This is a genomic window from Flavobacterium aquidurense (assembly GCF_001404985.1).
Lineage (GTDB): Bacteria > Bacteroidota > Bacteroidia > Flavobacteriales > Flavobacteriaceae > Flavobacterium > Flavobacterium aquidurense_B.
Genome location: NZ_JRLF01000015.1, coordinates 888902 through 906124 on the forward strand (window position 1 = coordinate 888902; position 17223 = coordinate 906124).

At 33.7% G+C, this 17223-nt stretch carries 17 protein-coding genes; 16 read left to right on the forward strand and 1 reads right to left on the reverse strand.

All coding sequences use genetic code 11. The annotated features are described in order from the left end of the window. Positions 1 to 1073: 1073 nt before the first annotated feature. Complete coding sequence (locus RC62_RS22355; RefSeq protein WP_157472612.1) at positions 1074 to 1271, reverse strand: hypothetical protein; 198 nt, start codon at positions 1269 to 1271, stop codon at positions 1074 to 1076. Positions 1272 to 1476: 205 nt separating this feature from the next. Here RC62_RS22355 and RC62_RS22360 point away from each other — a divergent pair, with 205 nt between their 5' ends. The 16 genes from RC62_RS22360 to RC62_RS22435 form a co-directional block, all read left to right on the forward strand. Beyond that, complete coding sequence (locus RC62_RS22360; RefSeq protein ID WP_055098560.1) at positions 1477 to 2685, forward strand: anhydro-N-acetylmuramic acid kinase; 1209 nt, start codon at positions 1477 to 1479, stop codon at positions 2683 to 2685. 323 nt (positions 2686 to 3008) lie between these two features. Then, positions 3009 to 4580, forward strand: a complete 1572-nt coding sequence (locus RC62_RS22365; RefSeq protein ID WP_055098561.1) for a glycoside hydrolase family 10 protein — start codon at positions 3009 to 3011, stop codon at positions 4578 to 4580. Beyond that, a complete protein-coding gene (locus tag RC62_RS22370) occupies positions 4567 to 5883 on the forward strand; it encodes an MFS transporter (protein WP_055098562.1) in 1317 nt (438 codons plus the stop codon). The genes RC62_RS22365 and RC62_RS22370 overlap by 14 nt, the downstream gene beginning before the upstream one ends. A gap of 21 nt (positions 5884 to 5904) precedes the next feature. After that, the gene (locus tag RC62_RS22375) at positions 5905 to 6246 is read left to right on the forward strand and encodes a hypothetical protein (protein WP_055098563.1); all 342 of its coding nucleotides are present in this window, start codon (positions 5905 to 5907) and stop codon (positions 6244 to 6246) included. A 26-nt stretch (positions 6247 to 6272) separates the two neighbouring features. Beyond that, a complete protein-coding gene (locus RC62_RS22380; protein WP_055098564.1) occupies positions 6273 to 6722 on the forward strand; it encodes a GNAT family N-acetyltransferase in 450 nt (149 codons plus the stop codon). Between the two features lie 2 nt (positions 6723 to 6724). Then, entirely contained in the window at positions 6725 to 8338 is a 1614-nt protein-coding gene (locus tag RC62_RS22385; RefSeq protein WP_055098565.1) for a glycoside hydrolase family 3 protein, read from the forward strand. 137 nt (positions 8339 to 8475) lie between these two features. Then, positions 8476 to 9114, forward strand: a complete 639-nt coding sequence (locus tag RC62_RS22390) for a peroxiredoxin (RefSeq protein ID WP_055098566.1) — start codon at positions 8476 to 8478, stop codon at positions 9112 to 9114. A 164-nt stretch (positions 9115 to 9278) separates the two neighbouring features. Next, complete coding sequence (locus tag RC62_RS22395; protein ID WP_031453681.1) at positions 9279 to 9587, forward strand: thioredoxin family protein; 309 nt, start codon at positions 9279 to 9281, stop codon at positions 9585 to 9587. Between the two features lie 109 nt (positions 9588 to 9696). After that, on the forward strand, positions 9697 to 9954 hold the full coding sequence (locus RC62_RS22400; protein WP_017495510.1) for a DUF6952 family protein: 258 nt from the start codon (positions 9697 to 9699) through the stop codon (positions 9952 to 9954). 441 nt (positions 9955 to 10395) lie between these two features. Then, positions 10396 to 10893, forward strand: a complete 498-nt coding sequence (gene tpx / locus RC62_RS22405; RefSeq protein ID WP_055098567.1) for a thiol peroxidase — start codon at positions 10396 to 10398, stop codon at positions 10891 to 10893. 9 nt (positions 10894 to 10902) lie between these two features. Continuing rightward, positions 10903 to 11277 carry a diacylglycerol kinase gene (locus RC62_RS22410; RefSeq protein WP_055098568.1) on the forward strand — a complete coding sequence of 125 codons (375 nt, stop codon included), beginning with the start codon at positions 10903 to 10905 and terminating at the stop codon, positions 11275 to 11277. Positions 11278 to 11294: 17 nt separating this feature from the next. Then, on the forward strand, positions 11295 to 13739 hold the full coding sequence (locus tag RC62_RS22415) for a DNA translocase FtsK (protein ID WP_055098569.1): 2445 nt from the start codon (positions 11295 to 11297) through the stop codon (positions 13737 to 13739). A 7-nt stretch (positions 13740 to 13746) separates the two neighbouring features. Further along, the gene (locus RC62_RS22420; RefSeq protein WP_082421351.1) at positions 13747 to 14439 is read left to right on the forward strand and encodes a LolA family protein; all 693 of its coding nucleotides are present in this window, start codon (positions 13747 to 13749) and stop codon (positions 14437 to 14439) included. Positions 14440 to 14445: 6 nt separating this feature from the next. After that, positions 14446 to 15900 (forward strand): LptF/LptG family permease, encoded by a 1455-nt coding sequence (locus RC62_RS22425; RefSeq protein ID WP_055098570.1) that lies wholly within the window; start codon positions 14446 to 14448, stop codon positions 15898 to 15900. Positions 15901 to 15902: 2 nt separating this feature from the next. Beyond that, positions 15903 to 17036: a 3,4-dihydroxy-2-butanone-4-phosphate synthase gene (gene ribB / locus RC62_RS22430; protein WP_055098571.1), complete on the forward strand. Its 1134-nt coding sequence runs from the start codon at positions 15903 to 15905 to the stop codon at positions 17034 to 17036. 3 nt (positions 17037 to 17039) lie between these two features. Beyond that, on the forward strand, positions 17040 to 17223 hold a 184-nt coding region (locus RC62_RS22435), incomplete at its 3' end, for an acyl-CoA thioesterase (protein WP_410501014.1).

Consider the following 17223-nt stretch of genomic DNA (forward strand, 5'->3'; position numbering starts at 1 on the left):
CTCAATATTTGGCTCAGATACTATCTTGTGCTCTGCGAAGTAGTGAGACTTCGTAACGACAACGATAATTAAACAAATATAAGAAAGAAATCCAAAATATAATTGGAACGGGTGCGAAGTCGGGAGACTTCGCACAGCGTACAACTTTTAATAATATTTTTGGTTTCCAGAAGACTTTGAAGAGCTGATGACAAAAAAATAATTAGAAAAGACAAAAAATAGCAAATAAAAAAGCCGTTTCACTAAGTTGTGAAACGGCTTTAGATAGTTTATATAAAAATTATCCTTTACTGCTGAAAATCTTGTTCTAGTAAATCCAGTTTTCGCTTTTTTCTTTTTCTGTAATATTTGACCAAAAGGACAATAAAACTTGAAAAGAGGTTAAGCAGAATCATAAATAAACACAACTGAAAACCGAATAAATTCTTACCAATAATCAAATCTAATTTAGTAGATATAATCTGCTGGTGATTATAGAATTGCCAATTCTCGTAGTTAGTGTATTCATCATAATTACTATTTATTACTTTTAGAAACCAAGCGCATATTATAAAAATAAATATCGAAACGAATACGGATATTCTGTTATTGATATAATAAATTATGCCCGAAAAAATTACGCTGGCAATACTTCCAAAAAGTAATACTGGTGTAAAAAATAATAAAAACACCGCAGGAGAATCGAAAAAAGTGAATAATGCAATTATAAAAATAACACTAATCGAAATTGCAATTTGTATCCGTAACTGTTTCATTATTTGTTAATCTTATATATTATAAACGCATCAAATTATTTCTTTACAAAGCAGTAAAAAACCACACTATTAATATAATGCTAAAAACCAGCGAACCAGATCTTAAGTGCTTATTAAGATTGTTTGATATTTCGAATGTAAGTGTAAACAGATAGAGAAAAAGTCCAACAAAAAACAAAATAAAGGTTGAGATAATCATAAAAAATTTCCCTTCTCCTACCATTTTACTGACTGTAAAAATTTCATTTAAGGTATAAAAGAAAAAACACACAAACCAAAACCAATATAAAAAATGGAATATATATGCGAATGTTGATTTCATTTTTTTATTTTAAACTTTGTTTTTAAACTAAATAATTGTTCTTTTCCCCAAATTCTCGTATTCAAATCCAGTTCATGAACAATATCATGCATAAACTGTACAATCGAGTCATCTGTAAGTAAATCAGAAACTAAAAGCGAAGTATAAACATGCGCTTCGAAGTATTTTGTGCTTAACAGAAACGCGATATACATTTTTGAATTTATAATCGAAATCGTGTCATTAGAATTGTTATTTAGGTTCAAATATAAATAAAAAACAAAACGATTCTTCTTATTTTTATACCTTGAAACCTGCATTTAGTAAAACAGTAAAATATCAGCATTTTCGCTACATTTATATCCAAATAAATCTGATTTTAGCGTTATCAAATAAAACGTGTTCCTAAAACATTATTTAATGAACAAAAACATAAGTGCTCTCTACGAAATTGCTCAAAAAGAGACCCGAAAAATAATAGGTTTAATGTCCGGAACTTCGCTTGATGGTCTTGATATTGCACTTTGTGAAATTTCTGGCGCAGGCGAAAATACAGCCGTAAAAATTCTGAAGTTCGAAACCATCAATTATACCGAAGACATTAAAACCGAAATCCGTAAGGTGTTTGCCAGGAAAACAATCGATTTTCAGCATCTGGCTTTGTTAAACGAATGGATTGGAATTTTGCATGCTGATATGGTCAACGATTGTCTGCAAAAATGGAATATTCCAGCAAACGAAGTCGACTTAATTGCTTCGCACGGTCAAACGGTTTTGCATGCTCCGAAGTTTTTACATCAGCAGGAAAAATTTCCAAATGCGACTTTACAAATTGGCGATGGTGATCATATTGCGGTAAAAACCGGAATTATCACTTTGTCAGATTTCAGGCAAAAACACGTTGCGGCTGGCGGTGAAGGTGCTCCTGTGGCGGTTTATGGAGATTATTTGCTCTTTAGCAAAAAAGGCGAAAACCGCATTATGCTGAATATGGGCGGTATTGCAAATTTTACTTATTTGCCCGCTTCGCTAAATGCCGAAGACGTTTTTGTAACGGATACCGGAACTGCAAATACTTTAATAGACATTTATACCAAACATTATTTTCCTGAAAAAAGTTATGATAAAGATGCTCAAATTTCTCAAAGCGGCACCGTAAACCTAGAGCTTTTATCAGAATTAAAAAAGGATCCTTTCTTCCGGAAAAGCTTTCCTAAAACGATTGGTCAGGAACTATTTAATTTTGATTTTGTACAAAATGCACTTTTAAAAACTGGTTTTAGTACTATTTCGGCACCAGATTTGTTAGCTACTTTAACACGTCTTAGCGCTGAGACCATTGCTGAAGCGATTGGGTTTGTAATAAAAAATACCGGAATACCAATTGCAGAATTTACGGTTTATATGTCCGGCGGCGGCGCAAATAACCCTTTATTAGTACGATGGTTAAAGGAATTACTGGCTTGCGATTTTCAAAAAAGCGATGATTTGGGGATTGCGGGCGATGCTAAAGAAGCGGTTTTATTTGCCGTTTTAGCCAATGAAACTGTTGCTGGCGGAGATTATAATTTTGGTTCAAAAAAAGGAATTCCGTCTGTTACAATGGGTAAAATTTCTTTTCCTGATTAAAAAGACTAACACAGCTTATTTTTAATCTGAATTTCACGCAGATTTGAAAAGATTTAGGCAGATCCGCACAGATAATTTATAAAAATCGAAATTAAATCAGCTTAAATCAGGAGAATCTGCGTGAAACAAAATCATTTAAAAAATGATTCGGAGAAATTCGTTTAATTGCTTTGCCTATTTGTTATTGCTCAGTCGTGTTAAAAAAAATATTAAAGAATCCTTTATATTAAAACTGGATAAATACCGTTCAAATTATAATTTATTAATTATTTACTATAGTCCGCTAAAAAAACTATTTTTGGTTTCTGTTAAAAAAGATTAAAATGCATAAAAATCAGCAAGTACTTTTCTCTATCCTATTTTTATTTTTCTTTGGATTAATTTCTAATGCACAAGAAAAAATATTATACCCTAAAAACGAATTTAGAGGTGTATGGATTGCAACCGTCGTAAATATTGACTGGCCTAAAACTGCAACTGACGGTGTAGAAAAAGAAAAAGCTGATTATCTGGAGATTTTAGAAGCTTATAAAAAGCTAAATTATAATGCCGTAATTGTTCAGGTTAGAAGTGTTGGTGATGCTTTTTATCCATCAGAACTTGCGCCTTGGTCACGTTTTTTGACAGGTAAAGAAGGTCTGGCCCCAAACCCGTATTACGATGCATTGGCCTGGATGATTGACGAAGCGCATAAAAGAGGTTTTGAATTTCATGCCTGGCTGAATCCGTATCGTGCAACTTTCGATTTAAACAAAAATCTTTTAAGCCCAAATCACGATCTTTTTAAACATCCGGAATGGATGATCGAATATGGCGGAAAATATTATTACGATCCTGCGTTGCCTGAAGTTCAGGAACACTTAACAAAAGTCGTAAAAGAAGTGGTAGATAAATACGACATTGACGCGATTCATTTTGATGATTATTTTTATCCTTACACTGTTCCGGGGAAAGTTTTTAATGATACGGCATCTTTTAGAAAATATGGTTCAGGCTTAAGTCTTGCTGATTGGCGCCGTGCGAATGTAAGCAACTTTGTACATACTATTTCGACAACTATAAAAGCCAGTAAACCGTGGGTACAATTTGGAATTAGTCCGTTTGGCGTTTGGCGTAACAAATCAGTAGATCCTAAAGGTTCTGAAACTCAATCAACAGCAAATTACGACGATTTGTATGCTGATCCTGTTTTATGGATGGATCAAAAATGGATCGATTATATTATGCCCCAGTTGTATTGGAGCATGAATAACCCAAGAGCTTCTTACTCAAAATTAGTAAAATGGTGGTCTGAAAACTCTAATAATACAGCGCTTTATATTGGTCACGCTTCTTATAAAATTAGAGGTGACAGTGATAAAAGCTGGAATTTTGCAAGTGAAATCCCAACGCAGATTGATTTTGCCAGAAGTTTCAAAAAAGTAGGCGGAAGCGCTTATTTTAGCGCAAAATGGTTCATGAATAAAAACTTTGATATTGTTCGCCTGCTGGAAGAAAGCCAATATAAATATCCTGCGCTTCCAATAGCAGTTCCTAACTTAAGACGTATTGTAATTGATATTCCAAACGTGACCGAATATGCCAAAGACAGTATAAAATATACGTTTACGATCAAATCTCCTTTAAACACAAAAGTGCGTTATATGGTGGTTTACGGCGCAGAACATATCTCGAAAATTGATACAAACGATGCTACAAAAATTATAGATAAAATTACTATTTGTGAAACAAACGGGTTAATTACATTTTCTGTTCCGGCAGAAAAAATGAATCAGTATAAAGCTTGTGCTGTGACATTTATTGATTATTTTGCGAACGAAAGTACCCCAACTACGATCGACTTAAAAAAGACATTTAAAACCTATTTACCTGCTCAGCCTAATGAAAACAGATAATAAACCCTGGTTCTGGATTCCGCTTCTTAATTTTGCATCTGGATTGCCCTATGCTGTCATTATCTCAGTTTCGGTCATTATGTACAAAAATCTGGGAATCTCAAATGAAGATATTGGAGTTTATACCAGTTTATTATACTTACCGTGGGTTATAAAACCGCTTTGGAGTCCGTTTATTGAATTGCACGGAACCAAAAGAAAATGGTTTTTATCGATGCAATTGCTTATTTCTGTCGCCTTTTTACTCGTTGGTTTTACAATTCCCGCAAGCGGTTTTTTCATCATGACTCTGGCGATATTCTGGGTTGCAGCTTTTGCTTCGGCTTCTAATGATATTGCCAGCGACGGTTTTTATTTATTGGTTTTACCGGAAAATCAGCAATCATTCTTTTTAGGAATCAGAAGTACATTTTACAGACTTTCATTACTTGCCGGAAACGGATTAATCGTGCTTCTTGCCGGTTATCTGGAACACAAATACGGAGACAATACAAAAGCATGGTCCTATACCATGATTGCCGTAGGTTTATTAATGACTTTTATAACCGTTTATAATTTTATTTTTACCCCAAAAAATGAAATTAATAGTATTGATGATAAAAATGCACACCATCATCAAAATTTTTCAACTGTATTTGTAAGCTTTTTTAAGAAAAAGCAAATTGGTCTTGTCCTGACTTTTATCTTGGTTTTCAGACTTGGAGAATCTCAGCTGCTTAAAATGTTAAGTCCTTTTTTACTGGATAAAAAAGAATTGGGAGGAATGGCTTTGGAAACGGAATCTGTCGGGATCATTTATGGAACTTTAGGAATTCTGGCATTGACAATTGGCGGAATTTTAGGTGGTATTGCTATTTCTAAACACGGCCTTACAAAATGGATGCTTCCAATGTTTTTAGCGATGCACCTGCCAATTCTTGGTTTTATAGGATTGGCGCATTTTCAGCCTGAAGAACTTTTTCATCTTCATCTAAATTTTTATTTTTTCGAAATAAATTCCCCTCTTAATCTTTATACCTGCATAACCGTAATCCTGGAACAATTTGGCTACGGATTTGGTTTTACGGGTTTTATGATGTTTTTAATTCATGTTGCCGAGGGAGAATCAAAAACATCACATTATGCTCTTGCAACTGGTTTTATGGCATTGGGAATGATGCTTCCGGGAATGTTAAGCGGTTTTATACAACAATATTTAGGCTATCAAAACTTTTTTATATGGGTTTTCATAGCGACAATTCCGGGATTGATTCTTTCGAGATTTTTAATTTTCCCAAAGGATTTCGGTAAAAAAACAGAATAATAGCAATACAATATAACGCCCATGGAAATCAATGAAAACATCCAGGTTGAACGAAACCTGAAAGCAATTGAATTTGAAAAAGCAGGAGAAATTGAGAAAGCAATTGCGTTATACGAAGAAAATATTACCGAAGGTTTTAAAGGAAATCATCCTTATGACCGATTGGCAACTATCTACAAAAACCAACTTGATCTCGACAATGAGATTCGGGTTTTAGAAAGAGCCATTATCGTTTATGAAGAAATAACTATCGAAGACCGACTCGAAGGTTTACCAAAACTTTTCCGTTTTAAAAACCGACTCGAAAAAGCCTTACACACTAAAACACAGCTTGCCAAACAAAAGAAAAGCAAGCTTAAATAAAAGAATAATTTTTAGCGCATTTTATCATGATTAGTTTAAAAAGAACCGACTCTGACGATGTAGATTTTCAAAATCTGGTAGTTCTATTGGATCAGGATTTAAAAATCAGGGACGGAGAAGATCACTTATTTTATAATCAGTTTAATAAGACTGATAAAATAAAACATGTCATCGTTTTTTATGAGAATGATATTGCTACAGGTTGTGGTGCTTTTAGAGAAAAAGAAACTGATACGGTCGAAATCAAACGAATGTTTGTACATCCTGATCATAGAAAAAAAGGAATTGCATCGCAGATTTTAAAAGCTTTAGAACTCTGGGCAGCAGAAATAAAATATCCTTACACTGTTCTGGAAACAGGAAAAAAACAACCCGAAGCAATTGCTTTGTATCAAAAATCAGGTTATACCATAATCCCGAATTATCCTCCTTATGAAAAAATGGATAATAGTGTTTGCATGAAAAAGACTTTATAATAATGAAAATGACAGCTCAGGCATTAAGACAAAAAGTGGGACAATTTTTTTTTCCCGCAGTATTCATAAACGATACCGAAGAAAATATTCAGGAAACGGAACGTTTGATTGCAGAACATAATATTGGCGGATTGACTTTTTTTCATAGTCGTGCCAGCGCTGCAACCAATTACGAAAGCAAGAAAAAAGTCGTTTTTAACGATGATAGTTATCAAAAAATCAAAGACCTGATTATCAGGTACCAAAAAGCCGCTTCTACCCCACTTTTAATCAGCATTGATGCCGAATGGGGTTTGGCAATGCGTATCGAAAAAACACCGCAATATCCGTACGCAATTACACTTGGTGCATTACCCCAGAGTAAATCGAATTTGGTTTATGAAGTTGGAAAACAAATTGGTTTAGATCTTAAAGCTGCCGGAATTCATTATAATTTATCGCCTTTGGCAGATATCAATAACAATCCTAATAATCCGGTGATTGGCTATCGTTCTTTTGGTGAAAACAAAGAAAAAGTGGCTGATTTTGCAGTTGAATATCTTAAAGGAATGTCTGAAGTTGGAATTTTAGGCTGTCTGAAACACTTTCCAGGACACGGAAATACTAATGTTGATTCGCATTTAGGATTACCTGTTTTAAATGAAACGCTTGAAGAATTACTGGAAAATGAATTATATCCTTTTATTAAAGGGATCGAAAATAATGTCGATTCTATTATGATTGGGCATCTTGCTGTTCCAAGTTTAAACGACGGAAAAAACACATCGGCTACTTTATCAAAACCAATAATCGAAAATCTTCTACGGGAGAAACTAGGTTATGATGGTTTAATAATTTCTGATGCGTTAAATATGCACAGCGTTTCGAAATTATACGAAATAAAAGGAGAACTGGAATGGGAAGCTTTTAATGCCGGAAATGATGTTTTATGTTTTGCCGAAAATGTTCCGGAAGGAATTGAAGCGATTCTTAAAAATGCTTCACCGGAACGTATCGAAGAAAGTTTTAACCGAATCATGAAAGCCAAAGAAAAAGTTGGAATTCTGTCTGATACTAACTTTACTTCAGGTGAATTAAATTTCGAACGTGCCTCAGCATTAAATCTTGAAATTGCTCAAAATTCAATCACAAAAATTATTGATAACTCAAATACTGATTTGGCTTTTGAAGCTCAAAAAAACAATCAGTTAGTAAAATTGAGTTTGTATAAAGGTGTTGAGAATACTTTCTTTAAAACCATAAATTCAAAATTAACTTCACCTGAATTTGCATTTGAGAATTTAGAAGTTTCAGATATTTCATCTGTCAAAAATGAATTAACAAATTTTGAAGCCATGATTATTTCACTATTTGTTCCAAAAGCAAAACCTCAGAATAATTTCGAAATTAATAATGAAGTTTTAGAATTACTTTCAGATCTTTTGCAAACCAAAAAATGTATTGTTTATGTTTTCGGAAATCCGTATGTTTTGCCTATAATTCCGAATCTTAAAAAGGCTTCAGGATTAATTCAGGTTTATCAGGATTTTAATGAGTTTCAAAAAAATGCCGGAATTCAATTTATTGAAAATTCAACATGCAACGGAAAAATACCCGTAAATATTGACTTACAATAAGTTACAAATCAATAAAAAGACACCATAGCCAAATACTATCAATCAATAAATTTTTATAATCACAACTTATTGTAAGTAACCTTACTTATACCCTACTTTTGCACCAGAAATAAATTTTTAACGTAAAAACGAAAAATATGTCTTTAGTAGGAAAAAAATTCCCAAGTATTGCAGTAGATGCTATCTCAGAAATGGGTGACAACTTAAAAATCAACATTTTTGAAGAAGCAGTAAACAACAACAAAAAAGTATTATTGTTTTGGTATCCAAAAGATTTCACTTTTGTATGTCCAACTGAATTACACGCCTTTCAAGCTGCATTACCAGAATTTGAAAAAAGAAATACTATCGTTATCGGAGCTTCATGTGATACAAACGAAGTACACTTTGCTTGGTTAAACACTCCAAAAAACAATGGTGGAATCGAAGGTGTAACTTACCCAATTCTAGCGGATACAAACCGTAACTTATCTAACATTTTAGGAATTTTAGATATTGATTCTACAGAATACAGCGAAGAAACTGACTCAGTTATCATCGAAGGTTCAAACGTAACTTACAGAGCTACTTACCTTATTGACGAAACTGGAAAAATCTTCCACGAAAGCGTAAACGATATGCCATTAGGACGTAACGTAAACGAATATTTACGTATGGTTGATGCTTATACTCACATTCAGGAAAAAGGAGAAGTTTGTCCTGCAAACTGGGAAGCTGGAAAAGAAGCTATGTCTGCAGACAGAGTTAGTACTGCTGAATACTTAAGCGCAAACTAATTTTTTATAAGTTTCTAAGATGCTAAGGTTCTAAGTTTTTTAATACTTATAACCTTAGTAACTTAAATCTCACTGCCTAAAAATATCAAAGAGAACTGACGAAAGGAGCTAAAGAACTTAGCAACTTAGAGACTCAGTGCCTCAGAACCTTAAAAAACAAAAACATGTTAATCGACTTAAACGAAGATACGTTAGCAGATTTAGTTGCTAAAAACGAAAAAGTAGTAGTACAATATTCAGCTTCATGGTGTGGAAATTGTCGTATTATGAAACCAAAATTCAAAAAATTAGCAACAGAAAATGAAGCTATCACTTTTGTTTTGGTTGATGCAGAAAATGCTCCGGAATCAAGAAAATTAGCCAATGTAAGCAACTTGCCTACATTCGCAACTTTCGTAAACGGGCAATTAGTTGGCGAAACTCAAACCAACAAACAAGAAGTTCTAATCGACTTGGTAAACGCAATTGCTTAAATTTAGATTAGTTAGACTGGCTTAGATTTTTAGACTTCTTAGATGTTGTCTTAAATTTTAAAAAAGTCTAAGGAGTCTAAGAATGTCTAAAAATCTAAGAAATCTAAACATGAAATTACCCGTAATAAAGCAATTGACCCAATTTATCGAAGAAAACGATCAGGATTATATCATTGAAACAATCGAAGTTCTGGAAGCGATGACTGAAATTCCGTCTCTAAAAGATGAAGAATTAGATGTAATTGGCGAATTAATTTCAAATATGTACGGTGCGCTTGAAGTACACAAAATGGTAGTTCAGGGCACAGATAAAAAAGAAGCTTTAAATGCGTTTATGAAACGTGTTTTAGGCTCAATCGATAAATAATCGGCCAATTTCCTAAGAAGAAATTAAAAAAACATGACTTAAAAGACGCTTTCATTCCAAGGAGGCGTTTTTTTTTGTTTTCAGTTTTCAGTGGCAGTTTTCAGCACAATCTTGTCATCCTGAGGAACGAAGGATCTCCACAAGAAACTCTACAATCAAAATCGCCAATCTGTGTAGAGCTACTAACGGAGATCCTTCCTCCGTCGAGATGACAAAAACGAGACTAATAATGCGTATCAGTCCGTTTATTCAGTATTATTCGTTTGCTAGCCACAGTAAGATTGCTTCGTTCCTCGCAAAGACAAAACATCATGTTCATAACATAAATCCTCAAATTATTCGTTATCTTATTACTAGCTTAATTGTAGCGACAACCCACAACAAATACTTTTAGATTCAAATTTTAATCCTTACTTTTGAACCTCATTAAAAAAAATTATCATGGCTTCAATAACATTAGGAGGAAATCCTGTTCATACATCAGGTGAGTTACCAAAAGTGGGATCACAACTTGCTGATTTTAAATTAGTACAAAACGACTTATCTGTTGCTTCATTAAGTAATTTTGCCGGAAAAAAATTAGTTTTAAATATTTTTCCAAGTGTTGATACAGGAACATGCGCGACTTCTGTTAGAAAATTCAACGAAAGTGCGAGCGGATTAGAGAACACTACTGTTTTATGTATCTCAAGAGATTTACCATTTGCACAAAAACGTTTTTGTGGAGCTGAAGGATTAGAGAATGTTGTAAACTTATCTGATTTTCAAGAAGGAACTTTTGGAAAAACAAATGGTTTAGAAATCGTTGACGGACCTTTGGCAGGTTTACATTCAAGAGCTATTATTGTTGTTGATGAAAACGGTAAAATCACACATACAGAACAAGTTGCTGAAATTGCAAACGAACCAAATTACGAAGCAGCTTTAGCAGCACTATAATACCATTAAATGGAATTTAAAAAAGATAATACTTTTGTTACAGGTCGATTAAAAAGCATGACATATGCTTTTAATGGAGCTGTAAAACTTATAAGAACAGAACACAGCATCATGGTACAATTCTCTTTGGGGATTTTTATGACCATTGCCGGGTTCTATTTTCATATTTCACAAACCGAATGGCTTTGTCAGACCTTAGCAATTGGTTTAGTTTTAAGTGTTGAAGGATTGAATACGGCAGTTGAAAAAATTGCCGATTTTATTCATCCCAATTATCACGAAAGAATTGGATTTATTAAAGATATTGCTGCAGGAGCGGTATTTTTTGCCGCAATGACAGCAATAGCAATAGGCTTGATCATTTATATCCCAAAATTTATATAGGCAACAGGAACGCAAGAATGGCAAAATCAACAAAAAAAGAAACTGTAGACAAAAAAAACGCACCAAAAACCGAGATTCTGAAATCTTGGAGACCTAATAAACAACAACGTTTTGTTTTGGGTTGCCTTTTGGTACTATTTTCTATCGCATTATTAGTTGCATTTATTTCTTTTTATGTCAACGGACAATGGCAAACAGATCAAAGTGCGGTAAGCCAGCTTGGCGATCGCTCTGAAGTAGTGCAAAACTGGCTCGGAAAATTCGGTGCCTTTCTTGCCGATCTTATTGTATATAAAGGTTTCGGAATTGCTTCTTTCGTATTAGTTCGGTTATTTTTTCTAACCGGAATGTTTTTAGCATTAGAACTCTCTACCAAAAAATTAAAAAGCATTTGGTTCTGGGATTTATTTGCCATAATCATTGTTTCAGTTTTATTTGGATTTTTTGCCACTTCAGCACCTGAATTAGGCGGAACAATTGGGTATGAACTAAATTTATTCCTGCAGGATTATATAGGAAAAACAGGTACTTTACTAGCATTGCTTTTTGGACTAATCATTTATCTGATCTTTAAAATAAAATTATCCCCGGAGAAAATTCAATCTTATTTTGATTCTACTAAAAAAGAATTCAAATCTGAATTGGGCTCTCTAAAACCTCAGGCAGAAAGTGCTTATAATCTGGAAGAATTTGCGATCGAAGAAGATCCTGAATTAGATAATATTCACTTAAAATCTGACGTTACACAATTCGAAATCAACAAAGAAGCTTTAAAACCTACCATAAATCATTCTTCTGAAATAGATTTGAATCCGGTTGTAAAACCAGTTCAAATGGATATAAAACCAACAACAGTTGCTCCTGTGGTTCATACGGAAGAATTTGTTATTGAAAAAGCAGAGGAAGAAGATATTATAGAAGAAAATCTGGCTTCGCGTCTTGTAGCTGATTTTGGATTATTTGATCCAACGCTGGACTTATCAAATTATAAATTTCCAACCATCGATTTATTAAAAGAATACTCGACTGGCGGAATTACCATAAATCAGGAAGAATTAGAAGAAAATAAAAACAAAATTGTAGATACACTTCGTAACTATAAAATAGAAATTGCACAGATTAAAGCAACTGTTGGTCCATCTGTAACTTTATACGAGATTGTACCGGAAGCAGGAATCAGAATCTCTAAAATTAAAAGTTTAGAAGATGATATTGCACTTTCATTATCTGCATTAGGAATTCGTATTATCGCGCCAATTCCAGGAAAAGGAACGATTGGTATTGAGGTTCCCAACAAGAACCCTACAATGGTTTCGATGAAAAGCGTTATTGGATCCGCGAAGTTTCAGGAAGCCGAAATGGAGCTGCCAATTGCATTAGGAAAAACAATTTCGAACGAAACATTTGTGGTCGATTTAGCCAAAATGCCCCATTTATTGATGGCAGGAGCTACAGGACAAGGAAAATCTGTTGGATTAAATGCCGTTTTAACTTCACTTTTATACAAAAAACATCCGGCCGAAGTAAAATTTGTTTTGGTTGATCCTAAAAAAGTAGAATTAACATTATTCAATAAAATAGAAAGACATTATTTAGCCAAGCTTCCGGATACTGAAGACGCTATTATTACAGACAATGCAAAAGTGGTGAATACCTTAAATTCACTTTGTGTTGAGATGGATAATCGCTATTCATTGTTAAAAGATGCAATGGTTCGTAATATTAAGGAATACAACGATAAATTCAAAGCCAGAAAATTAAACCCGGAAGCCGGACATAGATTCTTACCTTATATTATATTGGTTGTCGATGAGTTCGCCGATTTGATTATGACTGCCGGTAAAGAAGTCGAAATTCCTATTGCCCGTCTGGCCCAATTGGCCCGTGCAATTGGTATTCACTTGATTATTGCCACACAAAGACCATCTGTAAACGTAATTACAGGTTTGATTAAAGCGAATTTCCCTGCCAGAATTGCTTTTAGGGTAACTTCAAAAATTGACTCAAGAACTATTCTTGATACACAAGGAGCTGATCAGTTAATTGGTCGTGGAGATTTATTATATACTAACGGAAACGATGTGGTTCGTGTACAATGTGCCTTTATCGACACTCCTGAGGTCGAAAAAATTACGGATTTTATTGGTTCGCAAAAAGCTTATGCCACAGCTTATTTGCTTCCGGAGTTTGTTGGAGAAGAAACTGGCATTAATCTTGATATGGATATTTCTGAAAGAGATACCTTATTTAGAGAAGCTGCTGAGATTATTGTCAATGCGCAACAAGGTTCAGCTTCATTATTGCAAAGAAAATTAAAATTAGGTTACAACAGAGCCGGTCGTTTGATCGATCAGCTGGAAGCAGCAGGAATTGTTGGACCGTTTGAAGGCAGTAAAGCAAGAAGTGTGAACATATCTGACTTAAGTGCTCTTGATCAATTTTTTAATAATGAACAAAATTAATCCAATCATGAAAACAAAAATTCAGGAAATCCAAAACAATTCTATTACTAAGATGACTAAAAAGTGCTTTCAAATAGCCGTTATATTGCTTTTGAGCTTCACTTCTATTCAGGCTCAGGATAAAAAAGCCAAAGATTTATTGAACGAAGTGACTAGTAAAATAAAGAGCTACGACAATATTGTTATTGATTTTAAATATTCCTTGAATAATGCTAAAGAAAATATAAATCAGGACAGCAAAGGAAATGTAACCATGAAAGGCAATCAATATGTATTGAATTTTATGGGCGTTACTAAAATTTTCGACGGACAAAAAACATATACCATCAATCCTGAAGACGAAGAAGTTACTGTTTCTAAAGTAAACGAGAAAGATGACAATGCAATTACACCATCCAAGATGCTTACTTTCTTTAATTCCGGATATAAATACAACATGGATATTGTTCAAAATGTAAAAGGAAGAAAAATTCAATACATCAAATTAGCACCTACCAGCGCAAAAGATCAAAGAAAAGAAATTCTTTTAGGTATTGATGTTCAGACAAAACACATCTACAATTTAATTGAAACTGGTAAAAATGGAACAAAAACCACTTTAACCGTTAATTCTTTTAAAACCAATCAGCCTTTATCAAAAAATCAATTTACCTTTGTAGCGAGCAAATACCCAAAATACTACATCAACAAATTAGACTAATTAAGGTTGAAAATTTTAGACAAATACTTACTAAAAACATTTCTGATTACATTTACTACGGTATTTGTAATCCTTTTTTTTATATTCATACTTCAAACCGTATGGCTTTTTATCTCTGAACTTGCAGGTAAAGACCTTGATTTGCTATTGGTTATAAAATTTCTTTTATTCTCAATGCCCCGAATAATTCCATTGGTATTACCATTATCGGTTTTATTGGCCTCTATTATGACATTTGGAAATCTAGCCGAAAATTATGAATTTGCGGCCATGAAATCTTCCGGAATTTCACTTCAGAGAGCGATGCGTGTTTTGATAATTTTTATCTTCGTTTTGAGTTTTGTTGCGTTTTGGTTTGCCAATAACGTGATCCCATACGCTGAATACAAATTTATTAATTTTAGAAAAAACATCGCTCAGGCAAAACCAGCTATGGCAATTGCTGAAGGACAATTTAACGATGTTGGTTTTTATAATATTAAGGTAAATAAAAAATCCGGCGAAAACGGAAATATTTTAACAGGAGTTACTATTCACGAAAAACCTAATAACGTTGGCGAAAATAAAACGGTTATTAAGGCAAAAGACGGAGTATTAATGAGTAATGAAAAATCCAGCATTTTAAAACTTGTTTTAAATGACGGGTATTATTATCAGGATGTTACTCCAAAAAAATACGAGGATCGTGCGAAATTACCTTTTGTAAAATCTTCTTTTAAAAAGCAGGTTATTAATATTGACTTGTCTGAATTAAACAAAACCGACGAAGACAAGGAGAATATAAACGGTACAAACGCAATGCTAAATGTTAACGAGTTGCGCTATACTTTAGATTCTTTGAATAAAAACCTCGACAATGAGATTATATCTTTCTCAGAAAACATCAATCAACGTGTTGGAATTAGAAAATCTCCAGTCGTTATAAAATCAGATAAAAAGAAAAAGGCACTTCCTGACAATCTTTTATCGATGTATACGAATAAACAAAAATCAGATATCCTGAAAATGGCTACCGGTAATGTAACCAGTAACATTTATTCGATTGAAACCACTCAAAAAGATTTAAAAGACAAACAACGCGAAATAAACAAACATTTAACGGCTTTGTATGAAAAGTTTGTCATTGCTTTTGCCTGTTTTTTAATGTTTTTTATTGGTGCTCCATTAGGCGCTATTATTCGAAAAGGAGGACTTGGTTTACCAATTGTCTTTGCCGTTTTAATTTTTATTACTTTTCACTTTATCAATACTTTTGGAAAAAGAGTTTCGCAAGAAGGCGGTATGACTCCGTTTATGGGTTCATGGATGTCCTCTTTTATATTGTTGCCATTGGCTGTATTATTAACGTATCGTGCGACAAACGACAACGGATTAATCAACTTTGACGCCATTACTACTCCAATATCACAACTGTTTCAAAAAATTTCAGAGCGGTTTTTCCCTGCTCAAAATCAAAAATAATTATGTCAACAACAAAAATACAACTGAATACCATTGAAGAAGCTATAGAAGATATTCGTCAAGGTAAAGTAATCATTGTAGTCGATGATGAAGATCGTGAGAACGAAGGTGATTTTTTGGCTGCAGCCGAAAAAGTGACACCTGAAATGATCAATTTTATGGCTACTCACGGACGTGGATTGATTTGCTCTCCTTTAACTGAAAGCCGTTGCAAGGAATTAGATCTAAAGCCAATGGTTACCAATAACACAGATCATATGGAAACTGCTTTTACAGTTTCGGTTGATTTAAAAGGACATGGTGTAACGACAGGAATTTCTGCTTCAGACAGATCTAAAACTGTTTTAGCATTGACAGATTCTAACATCAAACCACATGAATTAGCACGACCAGGACATATTTTTCCTTTAGTTGCCAAACAAGGTGGAGTTTTAAGAAGAACTGGCCACACAGAAGCTGCTATTGATTTTGCGAGATTAGCAGGATTTAAATCCGCTGGTGTTATCTGCGAAATTTTGAATGAAGACGGAACTATGTCACGATTGCCTGAATTGGTAAAAGTGGCCAAGAAATTTAATTTAAAATTAGTTTCTATTGAAGATTTAGTTGCCTACAGAATGCAACACGATAGCCTTATTGTTAAAAAAGAAGATTTTGATATCGAAACACGTTTTGGAACTTTTAGATTAAGAGCTTACGAACAAACGACGAATAAACAAATTCATATTGCTTTAACAAAAGGAACATGGAATCTTGGAGAACCAATCTTAACGAGAATTAATTCTTCACAGGTAAATAATGATTTATTAGGCACTTTAACCAATAACGCCGAGCAGCAACTAGATGATATGTTTAAGGTTATTAATGAAAACGGAAAAGGCGCTGTATTATTCATAAATCAGGATATGACTGCTGTAAATTTATTAAACAGAATTGCTGAACTTAAAACATTACAGTCAGAAGGTACAATGAAAGCTCCAAAAGTAATTATCGACAGTAAAGACTACGGAATTGGAGCTCAAATTTTACATGATATTGATATTTCTAAAATTAGATTGGTATCAAACACAGAGCAAACAAAACGTGTCGGAATGATTGGATACGGACTTGAGATCACAGAATACGTAAGCTACTAACATATGGGGACATTAGAAGAAAGAATTGTAAAATCTGAAACACATATCTTTAAAGCGGTTTTTCCAAGTACAACAAACCATTACGACACTTTATTTGGTGGAACAGCGCTTCATCTTATGGACGAAGTTGCTTTTATTTGTGCCACGCGTTTTAGCCGTAAAAAAGTAGTTACAATATCGACTGGCC